The 24,668-nt window shown below is 29.7% G+C and carries 22 protein-coding genes and 3 tRNA genes; 19 read left to right on the plus strand and 6 right to left on the minus strand.

Translation table 11 applies throughout. The features are described 5' to 3' along the window. Positions 1-16 precede the first annotated feature (16 nt). The 3 genes from OCU47_RS01570 to OCU47_RS01580 all read left to right on the plus strand — a co-directional run bounded on the left by OCU47_RS01570 (position 17) and on the right by OCU47_RS01580 (position 2,926). Entirely contained in the window at positions 17-319 is a 303-nt protein-coding gene (locus tag OCU47_RS01570) for a hypothetical protein (protein WP_261826840.1), read from the plus strand. 426 nt (positions 320-745) lie between these two features. Beyond that, entirely contained in the window at positions 746-2,368 is a 1,623-nt protein-coding gene (gene metG, locus OCU47_RS01575; RefSeq protein ID WP_261826841.1) for a methionine--tRNA ligase, read from the plus strand. A gap of 261 nt (positions 2,369-2,629) precedes the next feature. Then, complete coding sequence (locus tag OCU47_RS01580) at positions 2,630-2,926, plus strand: hypothetical protein (protein ID WP_261826842.1); 297 nt, start codon at positions 2,630-2,632, stop codon at positions 2,924-2,926. Positions 2,927-3,053: 127 nt separating this feature from the next. Here OCU47_RS01580 and rimI read toward each other — a convergent pair whose 3' ends face one another. Genes rimI through tsaE form a run of 3 tightly spaced genes read right to left on the minus strand, consistent with a single transcriptional unit; the run spans position 3,054 to position 4,658 of the window. Continuing rightward, complete coding sequence (rimI, locus tag OCU47_RS01585; RefSeq protein ID WP_261826843.1) at positions 3,054-3,497, minus strand: ribosomal protein S18-alanine N-acetyltransferase; 444 nt, start codon at positions 3,495-3,497, stop codon at positions 3,054-3,056. Next, positions 3,487-4,200 (minus strand): tRNA (adenosine(37)-N6)-threonylcarbamoyltransferase complex dimerization subunit type 1 TsaB, encoded by a 714-nt coding sequence (tsaB, locus tag OCU47_RS01590; protein WP_261826844.1) that lies wholly within the window; start codon positions 4,198-4,200, stop codon positions 3,487-3,489. Before tsaB ends, rimI begins: the two co-directional genes overlap by 11 nt. Further along, the gene (gene tsaE / locus OCU47_RS01595) at positions 4,194-4,658 is read right to left on the minus strand and encodes a tRNA (adenosine(37)-N6)-threonylcarbamoyltransferase complex ATPase subunit type 1 TsaE (protein ID WP_261826845.1); all 465 of its coding nucleotides are present in this window, start codon (positions 4,656-4,658) and stop codon (positions 4,194-4,196) included. Before tsaE ends, tsaB begins: the two co-directional genes overlap by 7 nt. A gap of 146 nt (positions 4,659-4,804) precedes the next feature. Between tsaE and OCU47_RS01600 the strand changes: the two genes are divergently transcribed. The 4 genes from OCU47_RS01600 (at position 4,805) to OCU47_RS01615 (ending at position 8,412) form a co-directional block, all read left to right on the plus strand. Then, positions 4,805-5,749, plus strand: coding sequence for a metal ABC transporter substrate-binding protein (locus tag OCU47_RS01600; protein WP_261826846.1), 945 nt, complete (start codon positions 4,805-4,807; stop codon positions 5,747-5,749). Between the two features lie 41 nt (positions 5,750-5,790). After that, positions 5,791-6,417: a CBS domain-containing protein gene (locus tag OCU47_RS01605; RefSeq protein WP_261826847.1), complete on the plus strand. Its 627-nt coding sequence runs from the start codon at positions 5,791-5,793 to the stop codon at positions 6,415-6,417. Positions 6,418-6,609: 192 nt separating this feature from the next. Next, positions 6,610-6,684: transfer RNA gene (locus OCU47_RS01610), tRNA-Trp, on the plus strand. A 450-nt stretch (positions 6,685-7,134) separates the two neighbouring features. Beyond that, positions 7,135-8,412 (plus strand): ABC transporter substrate-binding protein, encoded by a 1,278-nt coding sequence (locus tag OCU47_RS01615; protein ID WP_261826848.1) that lies wholly within the window; start codon positions 7,135-7,137, stop codon positions 8,410-8,412. A 53-nt stretch (positions 8,413-8,465) separates the two neighbouring features. Here OCU47_RS01615 and OCU47_RS01620 read toward each other — a convergent pair whose 3' ends face one another. Continuing rightward, positions 8,466-10,256 (minus strand): cache domain-containing sensor histidine kinase, encoded by a 1,791-nt coding sequence (locus OCU47_RS01620; RefSeq protein WP_261826849.1) that lies wholly within the window; start codon positions 10,254-10,256, stop codon positions 8,466-8,468. 146 nt (positions 10,257-10,402) lie between these two features. On the opposite strand from OCU47_RS01620, the gene OCU47_RS01625 reads away from it, so the two are divergent. Together OCU47_RS01625 and OCU47_RS01630 are read left to right on the plus strand one after the other, a co-directional pair. Continuing rightward, entirely contained in the window at positions 10,403-11,908 is a 1,506-nt protein-coding gene (locus tag OCU47_RS01625) for a response regulator (RefSeq protein WP_261826850.1), read from the plus strand. A gap of 201 nt (positions 11,909-12,109) precedes the next feature. Then, positions 12,110-12,184, plus strand: a tRNA-Trp gene (locus OCU47_RS01630). 173 nt (positions 12,185-12,357) lie between these two features. On the opposite strand, the gene OCU47_RS01635 is transcribed toward OCU47_RS01630, so the two are convergent. Then, positions 12,358-12,696, minus strand: coding sequence for a P-II family nitrogen regulator (locus OCU47_RS01635; protein ID WP_261826851.1), 339 nt, complete (start codon positions 12,694-12,696; stop codon positions 12,358-12,360). A gap of 13 nt (positions 12,697-12,709) precedes the next feature. Further along, on the minus strand, positions 12,710-13,957 hold the full coding sequence (locus tag OCU47_RS01640) for an ammonium transporter (protein WP_261826852.1): 1,248 nt from the start codon (positions 13,955-13,957) through the stop codon (positions 12,710-12,712). A 330-nt stretch (positions 13,958-14,287) separates the two neighbouring features. Here OCU47_RS01640 and OCU47_RS01645 point away from each other — a divergent pair. The 10 genes from OCU47_RS01645 to OCU47_RS01690 all read left to right on the plus strand — a co-directional run bounded on the left by OCU47_RS01645 (position 14,288) and on the right by OCU47_RS01690 (position 24,378). Further along, positions 14,288-14,362 (plus strand) — tRNA-Trp (locus tag OCU47_RS01645). A 261-nt stretch (positions 14,363-14,623) separates the two neighbouring features. Then, the gene (locus OCU47_RS01650) at positions 14,624-15,631 is read left to right on the plus strand and encodes a substrate-binding domain-containing protein (protein WP_261826853.1); all 1,008 of its coding nucleotides are present in this window, start codon (positions 14,624-14,626) and stop codon (positions 15,629-15,631) included. Positions 15,632-15,796: 165 nt separating this feature from the next. Continuing rightward, positions 15,797-16,675, plus strand: a complete 879-nt coding sequence (locus OCU47_RS01655) for a carbohydrate ABC transporter permease (protein WP_261826854.1) — start codon at positions 15,797-15,799, stop codon at positions 16,673-16,675. Positions 16,676-16,677: 2 nt separating this feature from the next. Then, a complete protein-coding gene (locus tag OCU47_RS01660; protein WP_261826855.1) occupies positions 16,678-17,610 on the plus strand; it encodes a carbohydrate ABC transporter permease in 933 nt (310 codons plus the stop codon). Between the two features lie 22 nt (positions 17,611-17,632). Further along, positions 17,633-18,799: an AGE family epimerase/isomerase gene (locus OCU47_RS01665; protein ID WP_261826856.1), complete on the plus strand. Its 1,167-nt coding sequence runs from the start codon at positions 17,633-17,635 to the stop codon at positions 18,797-18,799. Continuing rightward, positions 18,799-19,971, plus strand: a complete 1,173-nt coding sequence (locus OCU47_RS01670; RefSeq protein ID WP_261826857.1) for a glycoside hydrolase family 130 protein — start codon at positions 18,799-18,801, stop codon at positions 19,969-19,971. Before OCU47_RS01665 ends, OCU47_RS01670 begins: the two co-directional genes overlap by 1 nt. A gap of 19 nt (positions 19,972-19,990) precedes the next feature. Then, entirely contained in the window at positions 19,991-21,010 is a 1,020-nt protein-coding gene (locus OCU47_RS01675; protein WP_261826858.1) for a glycoside hydrolase family 130 protein, read from the plus strand. A 143-nt stretch (positions 21,011-21,153) separates the two neighbouring features. Further along, on the plus strand, positions 21,154-22,455 hold the full coding sequence (locus OCU47_RS01680) for an ABC transporter substrate-binding protein (RefSeq protein ID WP_261826859.1): 1,302 nt from the start codon (positions 21,154-21,156) through the stop codon (positions 22,453-22,455). A gap of 125 nt (positions 22,456-22,580) precedes the next feature. Next, positions 22,581-23,222, plus strand: a complete 642-nt coding sequence (locus tag OCU47_RS01685; RefSeq protein WP_261826860.1) for a hypothetical protein — start codon at positions 22,581-22,583, stop codon at positions 23,220-23,222. Positions 23,223-23,259: 37 nt separating this feature from the next. After that, positions 23,260-24,378, plus strand: coding sequence for an SGNH/GDSL hydrolase family protein (locus OCU47_RS01690; protein WP_261826861.1), 1,119 nt, complete (start codon positions 23,260-23,262; stop codon positions 24,376-24,378). Positions 24,379-24,668 lie beyond the last annotated feature (290 nt).

Raw genomic sequence — 24,668 nt, forward strand, 5'->3', positions numbered from 1 at the left:
TAGGAGTTACAGATTTATGAATAACTTTTTTATTAAACTACTATCACTTGTATTACCAATGATAATAAGTAACATTATTTATCTTAAAGCTGATAAAAAGTATAATGTAACAGAAAAATTGAGTTCTAAATTGCGTATAAAGAAAGAATGGATGGCATTTAGCTCTATATGGTTATTACTTATTATTATGATAATTATAGGAGCATTGGGTATATATGTGATTGATATTCCCGAAATATTATATTTCATATTTGTAGGAATTGGAGGGGGTATTGTTAACGGAATGAATATTCCTAATAAAGTTAATCAAAAAGAATAACCTGTTTACAAACAAATATGAAAGAGTATAATGAGATTTATAAATGCAAGGAAAAGGAAAGTAACTTTAAGAATACTTTAAGCATCTGAAAATAAATAGCATATAAACCTATGTACTTTTAGATGCATTACAGAGAGTTCCTGTTGGTGAGATGGAATAAGGGATATTAAAGTGAAAATGGCCTTGGAGCAGTGCACCGAGATTGTAATGATTTAGGCTGCAACGGGTTCACCCGTTATAGTGATAGAGTATAATTACATCATTTGTAACGTACTTGAAGAGGTCTATATAGTGATATATAGATAAAGTAGGATGGTAACACGAAGTTTAACTCTCGTTCCTAGGACATATGGTCTTAGGTTCGGGAGTTTTTTTATTGTTTAGGATATTACAATAAAATCACATATTTTAAGGAGGTAATTGATTATGAATATTTTAATTGGAGGAGCTTGGCCTTATGCTAATGGGTCATTGCATATCGGTCATTTAGCAGCATTATTACCAGGGGATGTAATAGCAAGATATTATAGAGCGAAGGGGGATAATGTACTTTATGTTTCAGGAAGTGACTGTCATGGAACACCTATATCAATAAGAGCTAAAAATGAAAATAAGTCACCAAAGAGTATTGCTGATAAGTATCATGCAGAATTTAAAGCTTGCTTTGATAAGTTGAATTTTTCTTATGATTGCTACACAAGAACTGATGATGAGCATCATAAAAATGAGGTGAGAAGAATACTGAAGGAGTTATCTGATAATGGCCTAATTTATGAAAATAAAGTAGAGCAGTTGTATTGTGAACATTGCAATCAATTTTTACCAGATAGATATGTAGAGGGAGTATGTCCTCATTGTGGCAGCATAGCAAGGGGAGACCAATGTGACAATTGTTCATCGTTACTAGATCCATTAGAGTTGTCTGATAGACGATGTAAACTTTGTGGAAATGAACCTGTGGTGAAAGAAGGAAAGCAGTTATACTTTGCATTATCAAAGTTTGAAGATGAATTGAGAGAACATGTAGAAAAATCAAAGGGTAAATGGAGAGTAAATGCAATAAACAATACAGAGAGATATATAAAAGAAGGTCTTATTGATAGAGCTGTATCAAGAGATTTACCGTTAGGTATTGATATACCTATAGAAGGTTTTGAAGATAAAAAGGTGTATGTATGGATAGATGCAGTTCTTGGATATTACACTGTAAGTAAAAAGTGGGGAGAAGAAAACAATAAGAGTTGGGAAGATTTTTGGAATGAAGAAAGTGTTTCTTACTATATTCATGGCAAAGATAATATTCCATTTCACTCAATTATCTTACCAGCACTTTTAAGTGGTATAGGATGCAAAAAGAAGCCAGATAGAATTATATCAAGCGAATACGTAACGCTAGAAGGAAGAAAAATATCTACAAGTAACAATTGGGCAGTGTGGGTACCTTATCTTATAGAAAAATATAATAGTGACTTATTAAGGTATTTCTTTATAGCTAATGCACCAGAAAAGAGGGATGCTGATTTTTCTTGGAGGGAATTTATAAAAAATAATAATGGGGAGCTTTTAGGTGCTTATGGAAACCTTGTTAATAGAACTTTAGCATTTTCAAAGAAATACTTTGATAATAAGGTGCCAGAAGGAAATGTAGAGGAAGATATTAAAGTTAATATAGAAAATTTATATAAAAGCGTAGGGGAAGATGTAGAAGAGGGTAATTTAAAGATAGCAATAGATAACATTTTTTCATTCATAAGAAATATTAATAAATACTTTGATGAAAAGGCTCCTTGGATAGGTATAAGGAATAATATAGACGAATGTAAAAATACAATTTATAATTGTTGCTTTGCTATAATTAATATTGCTAATATCTTAGAGTCATTCTTACCTGAGACTTCAGGGAAAGTAAAGCAATGGTTGGGTTGTAATGAAAACAAATGGAGTATTATAGATTTAGATGGAAGTACGGAGATTGGAGATTTTTCGGTATTATTTGAAAGATTAGATACAAAGTTAATTGATGAAGAATTAGAAAAGTTAAAGAGATAAAAAGATAAATATAACCTTATTTATCAATAAAGAAATAGTAAAGCCTAAGAACATTATGCTTTATAACAATGTAGCACATTCATATATCAAAGTAAAAAGTTTAAAGAATAGAGAACCAATGTATGTGCAACATGTGTGATATTATGCAAATTATGTTATAATAGGTTTGTGAAAAAATATAATATAATAAACAATAGTAATTTATATTACTTAAAAATAATAATTTAGAGTATGATTTTAAAGAAGTAAGGTGATTATTTAATGAAAAAGAAAAAGATAAGGATAGAGGAGCAGGCAGAACTTTTATTAAATGAGTTTAAAGAAGTGTATGAACCTAAAAACAAAACTATTGATGAAATTATACTGGATGGGCAAAATAAATTGAGTAAAGGTCAAATTCCTCAAGTTGTTTTGCAACATTTGGTTGAGGCAATTTATAGGGTAGTTCTTATTGAAAAAGTTACTGTTGGAGATAAAGCCTATGAAATATTAAAAAACATAGATAAACTTTCAAGATCAAACGGTTGGCTGCCTTGTGGAATCTCAATTCGTTTATAAAAATAATGCTACAGGACTTATTTCTTAATAGGAGTATTATAGGTGGGGAATCCCACCTATAATTTTTTAGGCTATATTTCAATATTATGTTAAAATATAGCTTTATAGTTTAATATTTACTACATGTCTAAATATCTCTATTCCACATTATTATGCAATCTTCTTTATTGTCTTCGTAGTATTGTTTTCTTATGCCCTCTTCCTTAAATCCAAAGCTAGAATATAATTTTTGAGCAACTAAGTTTGATTTTCTAACTTCTAATGTCATAGCTTGTGCGTTTTTACCTTTACATACATTGATCATCTCTTCAAGGATTTTTGTACCAAGACGTTGGCCACGAAAATTAGGATGTATGGCAATGTTTGTTATATGACCTTCGTCAATAATTATCCACATTCCTCCATATCCAATTGGCTTGTTATCCACAGTTGCAACTACGTAGTGTGCAAAAGTATTGTTTAATTCATTTATAAAAGATTCTTTGCTCCAAGGGGTATGGAAGCTAAGCTTACTAATTTCTAAGATATCTTGAATATGATTTTTGTTCATAGGCACTAATTTAAATTCCATTTGATAACTCCATTTTCTTATCATATTCTCTTTCAGCTTGAGATTTTCTTAAGTAAATTGGTGTTACTGCATTTAAATCGTCACTAAATCCAGCATTAAGCAATTGAAGACCTATTTCTCCAAGTGATGAAGCTTTGGCAAAAGAGTTTGAATTAGCAGCAAAATATATATTTTGCATATGTTCTTCAAGATAAGTTCTATATTTTTCTACTCCATCTCCAACAAATATAACAGGCTCATTCATTTCAGTTAGCTTTTCAGCTAATTCAGAAATTGAAAAATGAGAGTGGTCAATTAGCTTTTCTAATTTGCCACCAACATTTTTATAAAAGCATGTGTACACATTTTCTCTTAATGCATCCATGATAGGGCATATAATCCCTGAAAAATTTAATTCGTTAAAAGCTAAGCCGTCTAAAGATGATACAGATATTAATGGTTTATTAGAACCCATACATAGTCCTTTAACAGTTGCCATACCTATTCTAAGTCCTGTAAATGAACCAGGTCCTTTTGAAACTACAAATGCATCCACATCCTTAATTGTCAGGGCATTATCCTTTAATAAATTATCAATTAAACTCATCAATAATACAGAATGTTGTTTTTTATAGTTTAATGTGTATTCTCCTAGTAGACCATCATCCTTAATTAATGCTACAGAGGCAGCACTGGTTGCAGATTCTACGCTTAAAATTAACATCTTTCTAACTCCTTTAGATAAGAATACTTATCTCCAAAATATTTTATGGTTATTTTTCTATGGTTATCTGAAAGCTCAGGAAGCTTTTGTATGTGTATATGAACGTATTCTTTTGGTATCAATTCTTCAATATAATTTGCCCATTCAATTACACTAACTCCATCTCCAAATATATATTCATCAAAGCCAATAGCATATATTTCATCAGGATCATTAACCCTATAAACATCGAAATGATATAGTATTAATCTTCCGCTATGGTATTCATTTACTATATTAAAAGTAGGACTGGTTATGTTGTCAGTTACCCCTAAGCCTTTTGCAATTCCTTTGGTAATATGAGTTTTGCCAGTGCCAAGATCTCCAGTAAGACAGAAAATATCAGAAGCTTTTGCAAGTGATCCTATTTTATTTCCAAGTTCAAAGGTATCTTGTACTGAATCTATAATAAATTCCATTTTAGCACTCCTTTCTGAGTAAATAAAACATCATTTATTATTTTATCCAACTTTATATGAAATGAAAAGCGAAATTTGTAACTAATTTGATATTGAAAAATAAAACAATTAGATATAAAATGTTACCATAAGCGAGGTGCGAAATCGTGAAAAAAATCAATCTAAAAAAACTAACATTTATGTTCGTTTTCATAAATATATTTTTTTTTCTAGGATTAAATTATTATAAAATTGTTAGTCCTCAGATACAAGTAGAAGCAAATGAAGAAGTAAATGTTCAAAGCAATGCTGATAGAGATGTATATCTTAACATAATGACAACCAATAAATATCTTTATAATATGTGCAAGGATATAATTGGTGATAAGCATAATTTATCTCTTATGTTTAATGATTGTAATGAAATGAAAAACTTTAATTTCACACAAAATTCAATAAACAGTGTATCAAAAATGGATATTTTTCTTTATATGGGCTTAGGAAATGAACCTTGGGCAGATAAGTTTATAGAAAACTTAAAAAAAGGAAAGGTAGGAATAGTGGATCTTTCCAGAGGAATTAAAGTGATAAATAGAAGCAAATCAACTTCATCTCAAGAGAAAGACAATATTCCTAATGAGTATTATTGGATAAGTCCAGAAGAACATAAGATAGCTTTATATAATTTAAAAAGTGCTATAGAAGAAAAAGATATAAAAAACAAGGATATATATGAAAAGCAATATAATAATATAATAAAGGATATAGATAGTAAAAAAGATAAATTAAAAAAGAGTGTTCAATCATTTAAAGGAAAATCTGTAGTTCTATTTGGTGATAATTTAGAATATTTGATTAATGGAATAGGAATAAATTATAATAAGATTAGCGTGGATAACTCTGAGGATAAATTAAAGGAATTATTGAAGCAAATTGACAAGGATAATGGTATAATTATACTAGATAACTCAGAAAAGACAGATGCTCTAACAAAAGTATTAAATGAGTATAAGAATATAAAAATACTAGCGTTAAATACAGAAATTAAGGATAGTTACACTAAGTACTTGCAAGAGATCATTAATTCAATCCAAAACCTTAAGTTGGATTAAGTTATAGATAAATGATAAATTAATAAGGGGGCAAGATAATTATGTTAGCAAAAACTATAATGATGAAAAAAAATATGCTGACAATAGTAAGTCCAAGTTTACCAATTGGGGAAGCACTAAAAGTGATGGAAACTGAGGGTTTATTATCAATACCAGTAGTAGATGGTAAGAATTTCAAGGGATCAATTGAAATTAATAAAATTTATGAAAAGTTTTTCACAGGAGATGAAGATAAGGATACTTTTTTAACTAATAATAAAGTAGAAGATTTCTTGAGGACTGATATGCCAACAATAGGAGCAAATGAGGAAATAGAGAATGCAGTAGCTTTGTTAGAAAAGATGAATGTATCCTTTGTTGCTGTTGTTGATAAAGAAATAGATAAATTTCTTGGAATATTAACACATAAGGCTGTATTTAAACAATTTACGAATATTTTTGGACTTAATCAAGGGGACAGGCTTTCGGTTATTGCTTATGATGTACCAGGGCAAATATCAAAGCTATCTAAAATAGTAGCAGAGAATCATGGAGATATTATTAGTTTTGTTGTAATTAATCCTAATAGTGTTAGAGATTTAAAAGAAATAATTATTAGAGTGAAATCTAATAATATGAGAGAAATAAAGAATAAGATAAGTTTAGCTGGATTCCAAGTAAATGACTAATTTTTTTGAGGAAATATGCTGTTGAACCACTGAAACTAATTTTTTTTAGTAGTTCAACAGCTTTTTTAATATAAGTAGTTATATATTTGAAAGCATATGGAATTATTTATTTTCTGGAGATGTTTTATATTAAGAAAAGGTTATTGCAAAGTTATTTGATTTATGATAGAATACTTTTGTTGATGAAAATATAGGGGTATGGCTCAACGGTAGAGTAGTGGTCTCCAAAACCATTGGTTGTGGGTTCAAATCCTACTGCCCCTGCCAAATTTAAAAAGTTAGAAATTCGATGAATTTCTAACTTTTTTTGTTTGAGATAGTATCAAGTGAAACTTGATTCAGGTGGGGTTTGATCCCCATCTGAATCTTAGTTGAACTTATCCAGGAGCGTGCAGCCGTTATCTTCAACTTAAGCAGAGAACCTAAATCTATGATTTAGTGTGAATCGCTTACTCATCTGACTTTAGGAAGAGGAGTTTCATATAAGATTGGAGTGTTACGGATGCTAGCTATCGGATAAATCTTATAAGAGATATTTAGAATAAAAGAATATTTTATATGAACAGTAGAATGAGAGCATTATTTCCTAGGAAAATAGATAGTTAATGTTGATTTGAATTGATAAGATTATCAAATAGAAGTTGAATGTTTTAATTATTATGTCATATAATTTAATTAACATGTTTGGTATACTTTAGATGAAAAGGGATGATTTACGTGGATAGATTAAAAAAGAATCTTGTTTATATTTTGGTTGTAATTATATTGTCTAGTATTGCTCTATATTATTCAAGTAGGAAAAATACAAGTAAAACAGAAAGTATTGTTCAAGAAAAGATAAGTTTAAAAGTAACAACCAATAGAACAGATTTAGTTGACAATAAATTAAATGATTTAGCAAAAGAGTATATGATTTTAAATCCTAATATTCAGCTTTCATTTGAAGGGATAAAGGACCCAAATGAGATATTAAAGATAAGAGCATCAGTAGGAGAGAGTTCAGATATAACTATAATACCTACTGATGCTAAAACAGAAAATTTACATCTTTATTATGAACCAATTGATGATTTAGGTTTTACAAAGGATAATCTAAGAGGTTATTTTACAGGTGTTGGTGAAGATAAAAGATTATATGCAGTGAACAGTAGTGTAGGATATGATGGTATTGTTTATAATAAAAAGACCTTTTTAAAAGCAGGCATAAAAAGTGTACCTAGGACTTTAGATGAATTTTATAAAGCATGTGAGAAACTTAAAGCTGTAGGAATTACTCCATTTGCCATTAATGCAGGAGATAAATGGCCATTAACTGTATATGCAGAAGGATTTGTACTACCTGTAGAGAATACTGGAAGAATGCAATATGGGGATGATTTGTTAACAAGAGATTTATTTAGTGATGATGGTGGTTTATATTATTCACTAAAGTTTTTAGAAACAATGAAGCAAAGAGAGTTTATTGAAAGTGATCTTAATAAGCCTAATTGGAGCAAGTTCAAAGTGGATCAAGCGAATGGGAGTGTATCAATGACTTTTACTGGAACTTGGTATCCTAGTCAGTTGTTAGAACTAGGATGTGCAAAAGAAAATATAGGAATGTTTCCGTTTCCAGAAGCGAAATTAATAACACAGAATGGAGATTGGAGATTCGCCATATCAAAGAACTGTAAGCATAAGGAAGAGGCAAAGAAATTATTAAAATGGTTATTTTATGAGGGAAACTATGCTTCCGCTTGTAACATATTGAGTTCCATGAAGAATAATTCATTCAATAATTGGATATTAGATGAATTATTCTCATATAATATCCCTATAGTAAGTTCAGAAAATGGAGGTACAGAAAGTGGAAGTACAGAAAACTTAACTAATGCATTAATTAAGTTTGGCTATCCATTAAATGATATATTCAAGGAATATTTAACTTCAAATAATCCAGATAAGGTAATAAAAAGATATAATGATTTGTGGAGAAAAAAAGTTGTAAATCAATAAAAAGGAGAAGTGTATTTCTCCTTTTTATTCTTTTCATAAACAATTTTAATAATTTATAGTAATGGTATTTTAATTTTAACTAAGGTTCCTTGTTCAGGAGAGCTAAATATTTCGAGGCCATAAGAATTCCCATAATGTAGTTTAAGACGAAGGTTTACATTTCTTAGACCAATTGATTTAAAGCTATCATTAAACCCATTTATGTAGCCTGTCAATTTATCTAGGGTATCCTTATCCATTCCTTGTCCATTATCTACAACATCAATTATTAAATTGGTATCTAAAATATAAATATTTATGCTTATTATTCCACCTTCAGCTATACTGCTTAATCCGTGATATATAGAGTTTTCAACTATAGGTTGAAGTATTAGCTTTAAAACTTTTGTTTTTAAAAGTTCTTTATCAACGTCAATAATTAAATCTTCTATATTATCTAAACGAATTTTTTGGAGCTGCATATATAGAGTTATATTGTTAATCTCATCTTCAAGGGAGACTAACTTTATACGAGTATTAAGCCCATATCTAAGTATAGAGCCTAAAGCAGTAGACATTTCTGATACTTCAGCATCATCGTTTATTTCAGCCATCATATGAATAGATTCAAGTGTATTGTAAAGAAAATGTGGATTGATTTGATTTTGCAACATATTCATTTCAAGTTCTTTTTGTTTGATTTTATCAACATAAACTTCATTAATTAATTCGCGTAATTTTATTATCATGCTGTCAAAACTTCTAGATAACTTACCAATCTCATCATTTGAAGTAAGTGTTAGATGTACATCTAAATCACCACTTTCCACTAATTTTATTTTTTTAGTTAGTAATTGAATAGGTCGAACAATCTGTTTAGATAAAAGAACTATAAAAACAAGTGATAGCAATATAAACAAAATTGTTATTGATATGCTATAATTTTTTAAATTAGTTATTTGTTTATTTAACGATTGAGTTGGTATTAAATTAACTATAGTCCAATTACAATAACTAGATTTATTGGTTTTTATAATATAATTTGTATTGTCTATGTTTATAGATCCTTTTTTTATTTCATCATCTGTAAGATTTATAGAAGTGCTTTTTAATGGTTTTCCAATATTATCTTCAATTGTATCGTAGATTATATTATTGTTGTGATCAATCAATAGAATTCTTTGTTTATCATATATAAGTAATTTTTGTAGAAAGTTTTTTAAGACATCTACATTACTGTTTATGGATATAACACCCTCAACTTTTCCCATATCGTAATCTATTAAGGCTCTAGATATATTAAACAAGTAACTGGAACCAAGTTGCTTATCAGCTATATAGTCTATTTTATATATTGGAGTTAATACAGGTTTTCCGAAGTTCTGTATACTTTCTTGAAACCAACGTTCGTTTGATGGATAGTAAGGGGTATATAGTGATGAACCTGGTATTTTATACAAACTCTTACCATTAAGATTAAAAAGAAAAACAGAATGAATTTCATTTTTTAAAGCAAATATATTATTAAATATATAATTCGTATCAGTTTCCATATCATTTATTTTATTTGGATCTAAATTACTTTCTTTTAAATTATATAGTATGTTTGAGTTTTTGTAGAAAAGAGGTAGCTGAGTTAATTTTTCTATATCTTTTATATAAGAGTCTATTTCAGTAAGACCTTGATTATTCATTTGAGAAATTGTATTTAAGGTATTTTTAGTTTTGTCATTTTTGTAATAAAAAAAATCTACAAATGAAATTATAACTAAAAATAATACTATAGTTAGAAAACTTACAATTAGTTTAGTATATATTGAAAAATCCATAAATCGCTTTTTTAAATTTAAAAAAATATTATTCATAATATCAATCCTTATTATATGTGAGGTAATTTGTAATTTGTTAAGTTACACGTAATATTAGTATAGCAGATTAGTAAAAATTAAACTATTGTAAACCTTTTAAAAAATATAAATTGATGGTAAAATCAATTTGTGGAGGGATGAGTATGAATATTATTATTGTTGACGATGATAAGCTTATACGTGCAGGTATGAGAAAAATTATAGAAAGAGCGGGAACAGAGTTCATAGTTGTAGGTGAGGCCAGTAATGGGGCAATTGCGCTTGATATGATTATAAAAAATCCTCCAGATGTAATAATAACAGATATTAAAATGCCTGTTATGGATGGAATAGAACTTATCAAACAATTAAAATCATATGGAATAAAATCGAAAATAATTGCTTTAAGTGGATTTGATGAATACAAATTTGTTAGAGAAACATTAAAAAATGGTGCTTCTGATTATTTACTAAAGCCTGTAAATAACCAAGATTTTATTACTATGCTACAAGATATTAAAAGAAGCATAGAAAAGGAAGTTATTGATTCAAAGCAATATGAAAAAAGTATAAAAATGAGTAATAATATTATACAGACCAATGCACTTTTGCAAATAATATCTGGTAAGGTATCAGAAAATGATAGTGATAAGAATTTAATTGGTAATATTGATGTTAGTGATTTTCAAATGGTTGTAGTTTCAACAAAAATACTGCAAGATAAGAGCTCAACAATAAAAATGTATATAGAAGCAAATAGTAATAATTTTTATGATTTTGCCATGATGTGTGAATATGAAAATGAAAATGAAGTCATTATTGTTTATAGCAACCAATATGAGGAAGTAATACTAAAGATTTTAGACAGTTTAGTATTAAATAATAGAGAGATAATATATAGTATCCAATCTGTTGATAATGATATACAAAGGGCTTATAAAATATGTTGTGAAAAACTTCTAGATGGTTTCTATGGGGATGCTAATGTTAATTTAAACTCATATTCAACAGTTGATAAGCAGCTGATAGAAGAAATGCTAGATAAATTAGTTGCAGCAATTGAATTAAGTGATAAGACAAAATTTGGAGATGAATTTCAAGCATTAATTAAATTTGGACGAGATAATAAAATTAAACCTGAAATGTTTAAAAATGCATTAATAAAGTTAATTGATTTAGCTAAATTTAAAATAGAAGATTTCTCTAATGTCTATGATGATAAAGAAGCTGAAGGCATTAGCATTAAGGAATATATAAGATATGCTAAACAAATAGAATGTGCAAAAGCATATATCTTAAATTATTTTCATGATGTGTTTGATAAAATTAAGGTATTAAGAGATAGTAGAAGTGAAAGAATGATTGAATTTGTCAAAGAATACATTAGAGAAAATTATAATAAAGATATTTCATTAACTGAGGTTGCAGGTAAGGTATACCTGAATCCTAATTATTTTAGTGATTTATTTAAAAGAAAAGTTGGAAAAAACTTTTTAGATTATTTATTAGAATTAAGAATTGAAATATCAAAAGAATTATTGAAGAAGCCTGGAATAAAGGTATACGAAGTTGCAAATGAAGTTGGGTATAAAGAACATGCCTCCTTCAATAGAGCTTTTAAAAGGATTGTTGGCATATCTCCAAAAGAATATATGAATTTGATTAAATAAGGAGGAGGGAGAAGGTGTTTATATATGCTAAAGAAACTCCTTCTCCCTTAAATTATTATTAGGGTTACTTGTTATTATCATAGGTTTATTATACCAAAATAAAGGAAAGCAATTGTTGAAGATTTGTTAAGAAATTAATATGAAAGTGTAAATAAATGCTTGATAAAAAATACTATATATGTTAAAATTCAAAAGTATCATAGGGGTATGGCTCAACGGTAGAGTAGTGGTCTCCAAAACCATTGGTTGTGGGTTCAAATCCTACTGCCCCTGCCAGATATAGAGTATTAAAGGTTTAGACTTAATTTGTCTAAACCTTTTTACTTTTCTTAATAGAAAAGAGAGCATCACTGCTCTCTTTTTGTGTATTTTAAAATATATTTTAAGGAAATTGTATTTTGTAGTATTAATATATTTATATTAATCAAAATTAAATTAGCGTAGTGTTGCTATATGGCAGATGGACCTCTTTCTTCTGTACGAATTCTAATGCATTCGCATATATCTGATATAAATATTTTACCATCCCCAACTTCTCCTGTTTTTGCAATTGAAATTATAATGCTTACTATATTTTCTACATCTGAATCATTTGCTACAATTTTTAGTTCAACCTTTGGCAAAAGATTCATAAGCACTTCATTACTTCTGTAATATTCAGTCCATCCATGTTGATTACCACATCCTAAAACTTGTCTTATAGTGATTCCGTGAACATTAGCTGCTTGTAATGCTTCTTTAAGTTCTTCTAATTTATCTGGACGGATTATAGCTTCAATTTTTTTCATAGTATTTTCCTCCTTAATCAAGACCAGTAAATGATGGATAAGCTGATTCACTATGCTCAGATAAATCTAATCCATTTGATTCATCTGTAGAAGAAACTCTTATTTCCATGAAAGCCTTCAATACTTTCATAATAATGAATGTAGCTACAACTGATAAGCCTATTGTAATAACAATACTTATAATTTGTACCACAAGTAAATGTGTATCTCCGAATATTAGACCGTTCCATTGAGCAGCAGAGTTTATAGATTTATCAGTGAATAATCCAGTAGCTATACCACCCCATATACCACCTGTACCGTGACAACCAAAAGCATCTAAAGCATCATCGTAACCAAATTTCTTCTTTATAACTGACATAGTGAAATAACAAATTGGGCTCACTAAAGCTCCGATTATTAATGATGCCCAGATTGGAACAAAACCAGCTCCAGGAGTTATAGCAACTAGTCCAAGTACTGCACCTGTTGCAGCACCTAATACAGTAACTTTTCCATGTAATACTTTTTCAACAAGCATCCAAGATAATAAAGCTGCACCTGCAGAGGTATTTGTAGTTAGTAGAGCATGTACTGCAAGCGGACCTGCAGTTAAGGCACTACCAGCATTGAAACCAAACCAACCAAACCATAGAATAGCAGCACCAAGTACCACAAAAGGTATATTGTGAGGCTTGTAAGATATCATACCATGTCCTTTTCTTTTACCAAGTATTATACAAGCTACTAATCCTGAAATACCGGAACTTATATGAACTACGTTACCACCTGCAAAGTCTAGAGCTCCTAAATTTCTTATTAGGCCACCTTCACCCCATACCATATGTGCAAGTGGATAATATACTAGAAAAGACCAAGCAATTACAAATATAAAAAGAGGTTTAAACTTCATTCTTTCTACCAATGATCCAGTTATTAAGGCTGGAGTTATTATTGCAAACATCATCTGAAAAGCAGCAAATAATGTTTCAGGGATTGTTGATGAGTAAGCTGCTTTTGGTGTATTAAGAACACCGTTAAAGAATAGATGATCAAAACCACCGATTATTCTAAAGTTATCAGACCCAAATGATAAGGAATATCCAACGATAATCCAAAGTACCGACGCTAGTCCACAAATAAAAAATGAAGATAAAATAGTATTTAGTACATTTTTTCTTCTGACCATTCCACCGTAGAAGAAAGCAAGTCCAGGTGTCATGAATAATACAAGTGCAGTACATACTAAGATGAAAGCACTATCAGCTAAATTAATTTCCATAATAATCATTCCTTTCATATAAAATAAATAAATTCAATAAAAAAAGACAAAGACGCCCTAATTAGATAGACGTCTTTGTCTTGTATCTCATATATTAATATTAATAAGAAATTGATAAATTGTCAACAAAAAATAAATAAAAGCTAAGAAAATAGCTGAAAAGCATTTCAAAAAATAATAAATTAATATTAATTAATATTGAAAAATATGAAATTGATATTTATTAACTATATATGAATGCTAATTTATTAATTAAGCTATATAAATACCTAAAAAAGTATAGTTGCAAAACATAAAAACTTATGCTAATATTGTATTTGTTATTGATGAAGGGGTATGGCTCAACGGTAGAGTAGTGGTCTCCAAAACCATTGGTTGTGGGTTCAAATCCTACTACCCCTGCCAATATTTAACAGGGAAGCTATGTATATAGTTTCCCTATTATTTTTGTAAAAGTAAAATTAAAAATACTTTTGTAATTGTTTACAAAAAAATATAGAAATAAATCGTAATTTTGATAAAAAACCAATTGATTTTATAATAAATACAGATTATTTTAAGGGGCTATTGAATTAAAGTTTTAAAAGTCATATAATTCAAGAAAAGTGTAGTTTTAAGTACTTTTAAGTTGGTATCAAAAGTACTTATTGAGGGGAGGGAAAACTTTTGCAAGAAAAAAGAGTTACTATGCAAGATGTAGCTGATTATGTAGGGGTAACCAAGGTAACAGTTTCAAAAGCTATAGCAGGTAGAAAAGATATCAGTGATGCAATGAAAAATAGAATTCTAGAAGCTGCAAAAGAGCTGGGATACATTTATAATTCAAAAGGAAGAACCTTAAAAGAAAACCTAAATTATACAATAGGAATTATAACCGCTGAAAGATATTTTGGGGTTGAAGATTATTTCTATTTGGATTTATATAAACTAATGAATGACGAGATGGACAAGTCACACTTTACAGCTATGTTTTATATATTAAATTCTAATGATGAGAAAACATTAAATATTCCTAGAATGGTACTCGAGCAAAAGATTGATGGCTTAATAATTTTAGGACAAATATCAAAAGAATATTTGAAGGAGTTATCAAAATATAATTATGCCACAGTATTTTTAGATTTCTACTCTAATAACTTTAATGTAGATTCTGTAATTACAGATAACTTTTTCGCAACTTATGAGTTAACGAATAAGTTAATTGAAAGAGGACATAAAGAAATAGGATTTATAGGTAACCTTAACGTTACTTCAAGTATTCAAGATCGTTATTTGGGATACTATAAAGCAATGTTAGAAAATAACTTAGAGATAAAAAAAGAATGGATTGTGCCAGATAAATCTGATGATAATCAATGGATAGATATTGATTTCCCTAAAAAGTCACCGACTGCTTTTGTATGCAACTGTGATAAGGCTGCATATATTGCAATTAAAAAGTTAAATGAACTTGGGTATTCAGTTCCAAGTGATATATCAGTAGTTGGATTTGATGATAGCATACATGCAAGACTGTCTTCACCTAAGATAACCACTGTTAGAGTAAATATAGAAGAGATGGCAAGGGTGGCTATAGATCTTGTAGTAAAGAGAATAAAGCAGAAAGACAGGCCGTCTGGTAGAATATTGATAAAAGGATTATTAGTTGATAGAGAGTCGGTAAAAAGAATATAGATGTAAAAAGAATGTACCATAAGTACATTCTTTTTTTTTGATTGCGATACAGATTTCTTATCACTTTTTAGGAAGTTGAAAAAACTTATTGAAAAATGAAAATGTATACAATACAATAAAGATGTAACGTTACCGATAACTTAATTTAAACAGGAGGGGTTATAGATGTTTGCAAAGCTTAGCTATAAGAAACAAAAAACCTTGATAATATGTCTATTCTTATTAATACCGCTAGTTTTATTATTAACATTTACTTATTATCCGGCATTGACCATGTTTGGATATTCATTTGAAAAATGGAATGGTTTTAGTCCAAATAAAGAATTTGTTGGACTAGCAAACTACAAAGAGCTTTTCAGCAATCCTTCACATTTTGCAGTATTGAAAAACAGTTTGTACTATTTTGTAGGAGGACTTATTCAATTAGGCATAGCATTCTATTTTGCAATAGTACTTAATTCGAAGATAAGAGGAAAATCAATATTCAAAGCATTATTCTTTTTCCCATATTTAATTAATAGTGTTGCTATATCACTTATATTTGTTTTCTTCTTCCAACCAGGAGGAACATTAGATTCAGTTTTAAATGCCTTAGGCCTTGGACATCTTGTTCAATTGTGGTTAGGAAATGAACATATAGTTAACTACTCGTTAGCATTCACATCAATGTGGAGATACTTAGGATATAACTTTGTCATTCTATTAGGAGCAATACAGTCAGTTCCAAGTGATGTATTAGAGGCAGCTGATATTGACGGTGCAGGAGAATGGGACAAGGCTAAATATATTATTTTACCAACAATAAAGAGAATTGTTCAACTTTCATTAATCCTTAATATCTCAGGTGCAATATCTGTATTTGAAATTCCATATATCATGACAGGTGGTGCAAATGGAAGTAGCACCTTCGTTATAGATACAATTAACACAGCATTCAAGTATATGGATATGGGTCTATCATCAGCAATGGCAATTATAGTGTTGATCATAGTCGCAGTAGTAACAATAATTTCTCAAAAAGTAAGTAAAGGAGGAGCAGAGTAATTATGGAAGGAAATGTTCAGGTTAATAATGAAAAGAAAACTGGATATGATTTAAATAAATCTTCCAAGATGGGGAGAATGTTTTGGTCTGCATTTAAATATTTTACTTTAATAATTGCAAGTTTAATTTTTATAATTCCTGTTTTGGTTGTATTTTTTGGTGCATTCAAGACTAAAGCAGAATTTTATGGTACTGCAAGTAAGCTAACTCTTCCACATAGCTTTTTAAATTTTGAGAATTTTAGAAAAGCCTTTGTAGATGGAGGTATGCTTACAGGTTTTGTAAATACAGTAGTGATAATGTTAGGTTCATTACTATTTGTAATAATGTTTGGTTCAATGGTAGCCTATGTTATACAAAGATTTGATTTCAAAGGAAAGAAGTTAGTTTTTGGGTTATATATGACAGCAATGTTAATACCAATGGTAACTACTCAAATTTGTACTTACAAAATTATGTCTAACTTAGATATGTTCGTGAGAACAGCATTTAACTCAGAAACAGGAATAATTAATACCCCAATATCAGTAATAATCTTATACATTGGCGCAGATGTAATGAGTATTATAATCATGATGCAATTCTTAGATTCAATTTCAGTATCTTTGGATGAGTCAGCAATGTTAGATGGAGCAAGCTATTTCTATATATTCTTTAGAATAATATTACCATTGCTTAAGCCGGCTATAGCAACTGTGCTTATTATAAAAGGTGTAGGTATATATAATGATTTCTATACCCAATATCTATACTTACCTTCAAAAGAAGCAAGACCAATATCCACATCATTACTTAGCTTTATGGGACCATATGGCGGAGAATGGAATGTTATCTGTGCAGGTATCATAATAATCATGATTCCTACTACTGTATTATTCTTATGCTTGCAAAAATATATTTACAATGGATTTGCAGCTGGAGCTGTAAAAGGCTAATAGGTAAAGGAGAGATTCAATAATGAAAATGGCATTAGAAATGTTAGAGCATTTAGAAAATGTTATTGTACCATTTTGGGATAAGCTACAGGACAAAGAAAATGGTGGATTCTATGGCTATATGACTTACAATTTGGAATTAGACAAAACGGCTGAAAAAGGCTGCATACTAAATTCAAGAATTTTATGGTTCTATTCAGCCACTTATAATCTTAATCATGATAAAAAGAATTTAAAGTATGCAGAACATGCATATAATTTTCTTAAAAATGTGTTTCTAGATAAAAAATATGGCGGAGTTTTTTGGATGGCTGATTATACAGGGAAGATTACAGATAGTATAAAACATACCTATAACCAAGCCTTTGCAATATATGCTTTGGCTGAGTATTATAAGGCAACTAAGAATGAAGAAGCTTTAGATCTAGCAAAAGAATTATTTGAAATTATAGAAATGCACTGTAAAGACATGTATGGATACCTTGAAGAATTTGATGAAGAATGGAATGAGAAATCAAATGAAATGCTCAGTGAATGTGGGGTGATTTCAAAGAAAACTACAAATACACACCTTCATGTATTAGAGGCATATACAAATCTTTATAGTGTATGGAAAGATGAAAGAGTAAAGAATCAGTTACTTTACATCCTAGATATATTTAAGGTAAGAATATATGATGAAAATCAGCATGTATTTAAAATATTTTTTGATGAGGAATGGAATGTAACTATAGATGTTAAGTCATTTGGACATGATATTGAAACTTGTTGGTTAATTGATAGAGCTGCAGAAGTAATAGGTGATAAGGAAGTTACAGAAGATGTTAGATCCTATATTCCTAAGGTGGCTGCCAAAATACATGAACTTGCTTATTCTGATCACGGGATGAATAATGAATGTGTTGAAGGAAAGTTAGATACAGACAGAATTTGGTGGGTGCAAGCAGAAGCAGTTATAGGTTTTTATAATAATTTTCAAATAACTAAGGATAAAAAGTACTGTGATGCTGCTATGAATATGTGGGATTATATAAAATCTACTATTGTAGATAAAAGAAATAGTGGAGAGTGGTTTTGGAAGGTATCAGAAGATGGACAACCTTATAAGGATAAGCCTATAGTTGAACCTTGGAAATGCCCTTATCACAATAGCAGAATGTGTATCGAAATAGTGAGGAGGACAATGTAATGTTTAAAGAAAGACTGGAAAGAGAATTAGCAAAGTACAACACCCTAATTACGAGAAAAAATCAGCCTACAGATGAGTATAATGGTATTTTTACTAGATATAAATATCCTGTACTTACACGTGAGCATGCTCCATTAGTATGGAGATATGATTTCAATGAGAAGACAAATCCGCTATTTATTGAAAGATTAGGGATAAACGCTGTATTAAATGCAGGAGCTATAGAATTAGATGGTAAATACTATGTTGTAGCAAGGGTTGAAGGAAATGATAGAAAATCTTTCTTTGCAGTTGCTGAGAGTCCAAATGGAATAGATAACTTTAAGTTTTGGGATTATGCAATAGAGCTTCCTGATACTTGTGAAAAAGAAACCAATGTTTATGACATGAGATTAACTAAGCATGAAGATGGGTGGATATATGGGGTATTCTGTTCAGAAGCTAAAGATCCAGATGCAGCACCAGGAGATTTATCTTCTGCAGTAGCAGAGGCAGGAATTGCCAGAACTAAAGATCTTAAAACTTGGGAGAGACTTCCTAACTTAAAAACAGTATCTCCTCAGCAAAGAAATGTAGTTCTTCATCCTGAATTTGTAGATGGTAAATATGCATTTTATACAAGACCAATGGATGGATTTATAGAGACTGGGAATGGAAGTGGTATATGCTTTGGATTATGTGATGATATCTTAAATCCAGTAGTTGAAGAAGAGATATTAGTTAGTCCAAGAGTATATCATACTATCACAGAAGTTAAGAATGGAGCAGGTGCAGTTCCGATTAAGACTGATAGAGGATGGGTTCATATAGCGCATGGAGTTAGAAATACAGCTGCAGGTCTAAGATATGTAATATATTTATTTGTAACAGACTTAAAAGATCCAAGCAAAGTTATAGCAGCTCCAAGTGGATATTTAATAGCACCAATGGGCGAAGAAAGAGTTGGAGACGTTTCTAATGTAGTATTTACCAATGGAGCAATTGTTAAAGAAAGTGGTGAAGTATATATTTATTATGCTTCTTCAGACACAAGACTTCATGTAGCAACAACTACAATTGAAAGACTTCTTGATTATGCATTTAACACACCGGAAGATCCATTAAGATCTGTAGACTGTGTTAAGCAAAGAAATGAATTAGTAAGAAAAAATTTAGAATTATTAAATAAATAGTAGAGAGAGGATGATAAATATGAGTAAAGTTAAGATATTAAGTAAAGGTTCAACTAATATTCCATGGCAAGATAAGCCAGAAGGATTTGAAGGACTTGTATGGAGACATACTAATAACCCTATTATTGGTTGGAATCCTACACCTAGTACAGCTAGAGTATATAATAGTGCAGTAGTTCCATATGAAGGTGAATTTATTGGAATTTTTAGAGCTGATCATAAAGATGGAAAAGCTAGAATTCATGTTGGAAGAAGTAAAGATGGTTTAAAGTGGGATATAGAAGATAAAGAAATTCAATGGAAAGATGAAAAAGGTAATGATTATCAACCAGATTATTCTTATGATCCAAGAGTAGTTAAAATAGAAGATACTTACTATATAGTTTGGTGTACAGATTTTTCAGGGGCCGCTCTAGGTCTTGGTATGACAAAGGATTTTAAAAACTTTGTAAGACTTGAAAATCCATTTATACCATTCAACAGAAATGGAGTTTTATTCCCAAGAAAGATACATGGTAACTATGCACTTTTAAGTAGACCGTCAGATAGTGGACATACTCCATTTGGTGATGTTTTCTTAAGTGAAAGTCCAGATTTAGTATTCTGGGGAAAACATAGAAAAGTAATGACTAAAGGTGCTGCTGGCTGGTGGCAAGGAGTTAAGATAGGGGCAGGTGCTGTACCTATAGAAACATCAGAAGGTTGGTTAATGTTATATCATGGAGTTTCTACTACATGTAATGGATTTGTATATTCAATGGGAGCTGCCATATTAGATATAGATAACCCTTCAAAAGTATTATACAGATGTAAAGATTATATATTGACTCCTGAGGAAAGTTACGAAACAACAGGTTTCGTACCAAATGTTGCATTCCCATGTGCTACATTGCATGATGAAACTACAGGAAGAATTGCAATATACTATGGAGCTGCTGACACATACTTAGCTGTGGCATACACTAACGTAGAAGAACTTGTGGAGTATGTAAAAAACAATTCTGTATTAGCTTCAGGGGATGAAAAAGAATGGCGTTAAGAAGAAAGTTGTAAAGTAAATAACATATTAAAAAGTGTTAAGAAAACTAATATACTGCTATTTACCTTATGCTTGTAAACAGTTACAATAAAGTTGTTAAGTTACCGATAACTTAATATTTAATATAAGAGGGGGAAAAGAGTATGAAAATGAAAAAAACATTATGTATGGTATTAACAGGAGCACTTACAGCTGGAATGCTAGTAGGTTGTGGATCTAAATCTGCTGGTAGCAATGGAAAGAAAGATGTTACACTTAAGGTTCTAACTCAAAGAACTGATATAGTTGATACAGATTTAAAGAAATTTGGAGATGACTATAAGGCAAAGACAGGAGTTACAATCAAATGGGAAGCAATTAAAGATTATGAAGGAGATATAAAGGTTCGTCTTAATTCAAATGACTATGGTGATGTACTTTTATTACCAAGTACAATGCCTAAGAAAGAACTTCCTAACTTCTTTGAACCATTAGGAAAAGATACTGATTCAAAGATTAGTGAATATCAATCAAATAAATTAAGTGCAGTTAAAGATGAAGGTAAAGATACTTACACAGTTTATGGATTATCATATGGATTAGGAGCAACAGGTATTGTTTACAACAAGGCTGTATTTAAAAAGGCTGGAGTTGACGATACACAAATAAAAACTTTAGATCAATTCTATGCAGCTTGTGATAAAATTGCAAAAACAGGTGCAATTCCTTTAGCAACAAACTTTAGTGCAAAATGGACATTAAGTAACTGGTATACAACTGGTTGGGCATTCAGTGGAGATAAGAATTTCCCTAACACAGTATATAAAGATTCATCAGTATTTGATGCATCAAAGCCACTTGGACAATCATTAGAAGTTCTTTATACTCTTATAAGTAAAGGATGGACAGAAAAAGATTTAACAACAACTAACTGGGAGCAATCAAAGACTGATTTAGCAACTGGAAAAGTAGCTATGATGCCTCTAGGAACATGGGCTATTCCTCAAATGAAGGGATTAGCAACAAACAAGGATGATATAGGATTTATGGCTTTCCCAACTAAAGATGGTAAGACATATACTATATTAAGTCCAGATTATGCATATGGTGTAAGCAGCAAATCAACTCATAAAGAAGAAGCTAAAGCATTTATGTATGCATTCCTTGATTCTGATTATGCAGCAAATAATGGATTTATACCAAACAACAAGAAGTTAACAGGTGGAGATAAGGCTCTTCAAGATTTCATTAAATCTGGTGTTAACACATTAGTTCAAGATCCAGCTAGTAAAGAAGATGATGGAAAATTTGATTTAGTAATCAACAAAGGTAAGATTGATATCTGGGGTGGTACATTTGTTCAACCAGCAGCATTAGCAGCTAAGAAGAGCAAAGCAGATTTTGATAAAGCAATCGCAGATTTAAATAAAGCTTGGAATGATTCAAAGACATCTCAAGGATTCTAATAAATTAGGATTAAATAAATATAAGAAGAGTGATATACTCTTCTTATATTTAGGCATCTGAAAATAAACTAGCATATAAACCTAATTGTTTTCAGATGCCACATAATAAAAAAGGTGTGATAGGTATGCAAGAGAATAATAGATTAGTACAAACAATACATAGTTTTTATGCATTATTTAAAGTGAATTTTCTTTCTATGATTTTATTAGTTATAGGAGCGCTTTTTTTCACCTTTCAACCAGTTCTTAAAGCTAATTTAGTTTTAGTCAAACTGATTAAAGAAGGAAAAGTAGACGGATATAGTAATATAAGAGATAATTATCTTCCTATATTTAAAGGAGAATTCAAGAACTTTAAAAAAGACTTGATGCCTATTCTAATTTTAATATGGCTGTCAGCATTGGTTATAATATTGAAGAAAATAAATTCTCCAATAGCTGGTGTGCTAAATTTATTTTTGGGTTACCTTTGTATAATGACAATTTTATTTTGTCTATTCTGGCAGCTTTTAAATATTCAATTACATAGTATAGAGAAAGAAGAGGGAACAATTTTAGAAGGGTTCATATTCATGTTTTTCAATCTAAAGAATTTTATATATAGCATTATTTTGCTAATTGCATTTATATTTGTAGGATATAAATGGCCTGTTCTAATTTTAGTAATATTACTTCCTCTATATATTTTTATATTTTATTGTTTGAATTTAAGCAGTGTAGATAGTTTTATTGAAATAATAAAGAGAAGAAGAAAGGATCAACAATAAATATATTCTATAAAAATAATTGAAAGGACAGATGGCTATGGAAATCAAAATTATTGATGAAATATTAAAAAAATCTATAATTAGCAGAGGCGATACCAATAGAATAAAAAAGTTAATTCAAAAAGCTGAAAATGGACAAGACATAACTGTAGCATTTTTGGGTGGATCAATAACACAAGGATGTAATTCAAGTATCTACGAAAAATGTTATGTTGAATTAGTATATAGCTGGTTCAAAGAAAAATTTAATAATGTTAAGGTAAAACATATAAATGCAGGTGTTGGAGCTACGGGTTCCTTAATTGGTGTTCATAGAGTTGCAAAGCAAGTATTAGATTTAAATCCCGATATAGTATTTATAGATTTTGCTGTAAATGATAAGGAAGATTATTTCTATAAAGTAGCATATGAAAGTTTAATAAGAAAAATTTTAAGCAGCAAAAGTAAGCCTGCTGTTGTTGAAATCTTCATGATAATTGAAGGCGGAATTAATATGCAAGAACAGCAGATAGCTATAGGTAAAAACTACAATGTACCTATGATAAGTTATAGAGACGTGGTATTTGATCTGTTAACAAAAAATGAAGTTAAGTGGGAAGAAATTTCTACAGATGAAGTTCACCCAAATGATACAGGGCATAAATTACTTTCTGAGCTTATTATAAACTATATTGAAAGTGTAATTGATGAATATAAAAATGATAATAATATAGAAATAGATGATTCTGTATTAAGTAAAGAATGTGTTTTTGGAGACAGATACATCAATGGAATAATTGAAAATTATGCTACTACTAATGTAGAAAAAAATATTGGATTTGAAAAATGTGAAGATGGTTTTCAAGTATTTAAAAATGCTTGGAAGTTTGTAGGTTCAAAAAATGTAGCAGGTACATTGATAGCAGAAGTTGAAGGAAAAAATGTATCAATTCTATATAAAAAATCTGTAGCTGAGACAGCAGGAAAGATTACTGTAAAAATCAATGATGAAGTTAAAAACATAGACACTTATTTTAAAGATGGCTGGGGAGATTATTCTGAAACTGAAATTTTAGTTGAAGGTAACGAAGTTAAAAAGCATAGAGTTGAAATAGAAGTGCAAAATCAAGCTAGAGATAAAGAGGTAACAATTCTAGGGTTCCTAGTATCAAAATAGAGCATGATTAGAATTCTCAGATGATTTATATTTATAATAAATGCTGTGTTTTGTAACTAAATAAGAGACAAGTTAATCATAGATGGGTTATGGTTATGGGATAAATAAAGATTGTATAGAACTATTCCACTTAAATGTTGGTAGAAAAATGTCGAATTTTTGTAACTTGTCCACCAACATTATTATGGAACAGTTCTATAAAGATACAATATATCAATAAATAGCCTATGATTTAAAATGTATAAAATTTATTAAACCCATTATATTTAAAGTACAAAAAATTTAACATG

Origin of the sequence: Clostridium sp. TW13 (genome assembly GCF_024345225.1) — a bacterium.
Classification (GTDB): Bacteria; Bacillota; Clostridia; order Clostridiales; family Clostridiaceae; genus Inconstantimicrobium; species Inconstantimicrobium mannanitabidum.

Coding starts and splice junctions, on each gene's coding strand:
- OCU47_RS01675 (WP_261826858.1), top strand. CDS start 19,991: ATGAGTAAAGTTAAGATATTAAGTAAAGGTTCAACTAATATTCCATGG.
- OCU47_RS01680 (WP_261826859.1), top strand. CDS start 21,154: ATGAAAATGAAAAAAACATTATGTATGGTATTAACAGGAGCACTTACA.
- OCU47_RS01580 (WP_261826842.1), top strand. CDS start 2,630: ATGAAAAAGAAAAAGATAAGGATAGAGGAGCAGGCAGAACTTTTATTA.
- OCU47_RS01640 (WP_261826852.1), bottom strand. CDS start 13,957: ATGGAAATTAATTTAGCTGATAGTGCTTTCATCTTAGTATGTACTGCA.
- OCU47_RS01685 (WP_261826860.1), top strand. CDS start 22,581: ATGCAAGAGAATAATAGATTAGTACAAACAATACATAGTTTTTATGCA.
- tsaE (WP_261826845.1), bottom strand. CDS start 4,658: ATGGAATTTATTATAGATTCAGTACAAGATACCTTTGAACTTGGAAAT.
- OCU47_RS01690 (WP_261826861.1), top strand. CDS start 23,260: ATGGAAATCAAAATTATTGATGAAATATTAAAAAAATCTATAATTAGC.
- OCU47_RS01670 (WP_261826857.1), top strand. CDS start 18,799: ATGTTTAAAGAAAGACTGGAAAGAGAATTAGCAAAGTACAACACCCTA.
- OCU47_RS01665 (WP_261826856.1), top strand. CDS start 17,633: ATGAAAATGGCATTAGAAATGTTAGAGCATTTAGAAAATGTTATTGTA.
- rimI (WP_261826843.1), bottom strand. CDS start 3,497: ATGGAATTTAAATTAGTGCCTATGAACAAAAATCATATTCAAGATATC.
- OCU47_RS01605 (WP_261826847.1), top strand. CDS start 5,791: ATGTTAGCAAAAACTATAATGATGAAAAAAAATATGCTGACAATAGTA.
- OCU47_RS01660 (WP_261826855.1), top strand. CDS start 16,678: ATGGAAGGAAATGTTCAGGTTAATAATGAAAAGAAAACTGGATATGAT.
- metG (WP_261826841.1), top strand. CDS start 746: ATGAATATTTTAATTGGAGGAGCTTGGCCTTATGCTAATGGGTCATTG.
- OCU47_RS01620 (WP_261826849.1), bottom strand. CDS start 10,256: ATGAATAATATTTTTTTAAATTTAAAAAAGCGATTTATGGATTTTTCA.
- OCU47_RS01635 (WP_261826851.1), bottom strand. CDS start 12,696: ATGAAAAAAATTGAAGCTATAATCCGTCCAGATAAATTAGAAGAACTT.
- OCU47_RS01625 (WP_261826850.1), top strand. CDS start 10,403: ATGAATATTATTATTGTTGACGATGATAAGCTTATACGTGCAGGTATG.
- tsaB (WP_261826844.1), bottom strand. CDS start 4,200: ATGTTAATTTTAAGCGTAGAATCTGCAACCAGTGCTGCCTCTGTAGCA.
- OCU47_RS01655 (WP_261826854.1), top strand. CDS start 15,797: ATGTTTGCAAAGCTTAGCTATAAGAAACAAAAAACCTTGATAATATGT.
- OCU47_RS01570 (WP_261826840.1), top strand. CDS start 17: ATGAATAACTTTTTTATTAAACTACTATCACTTGTATTACCAATGATA.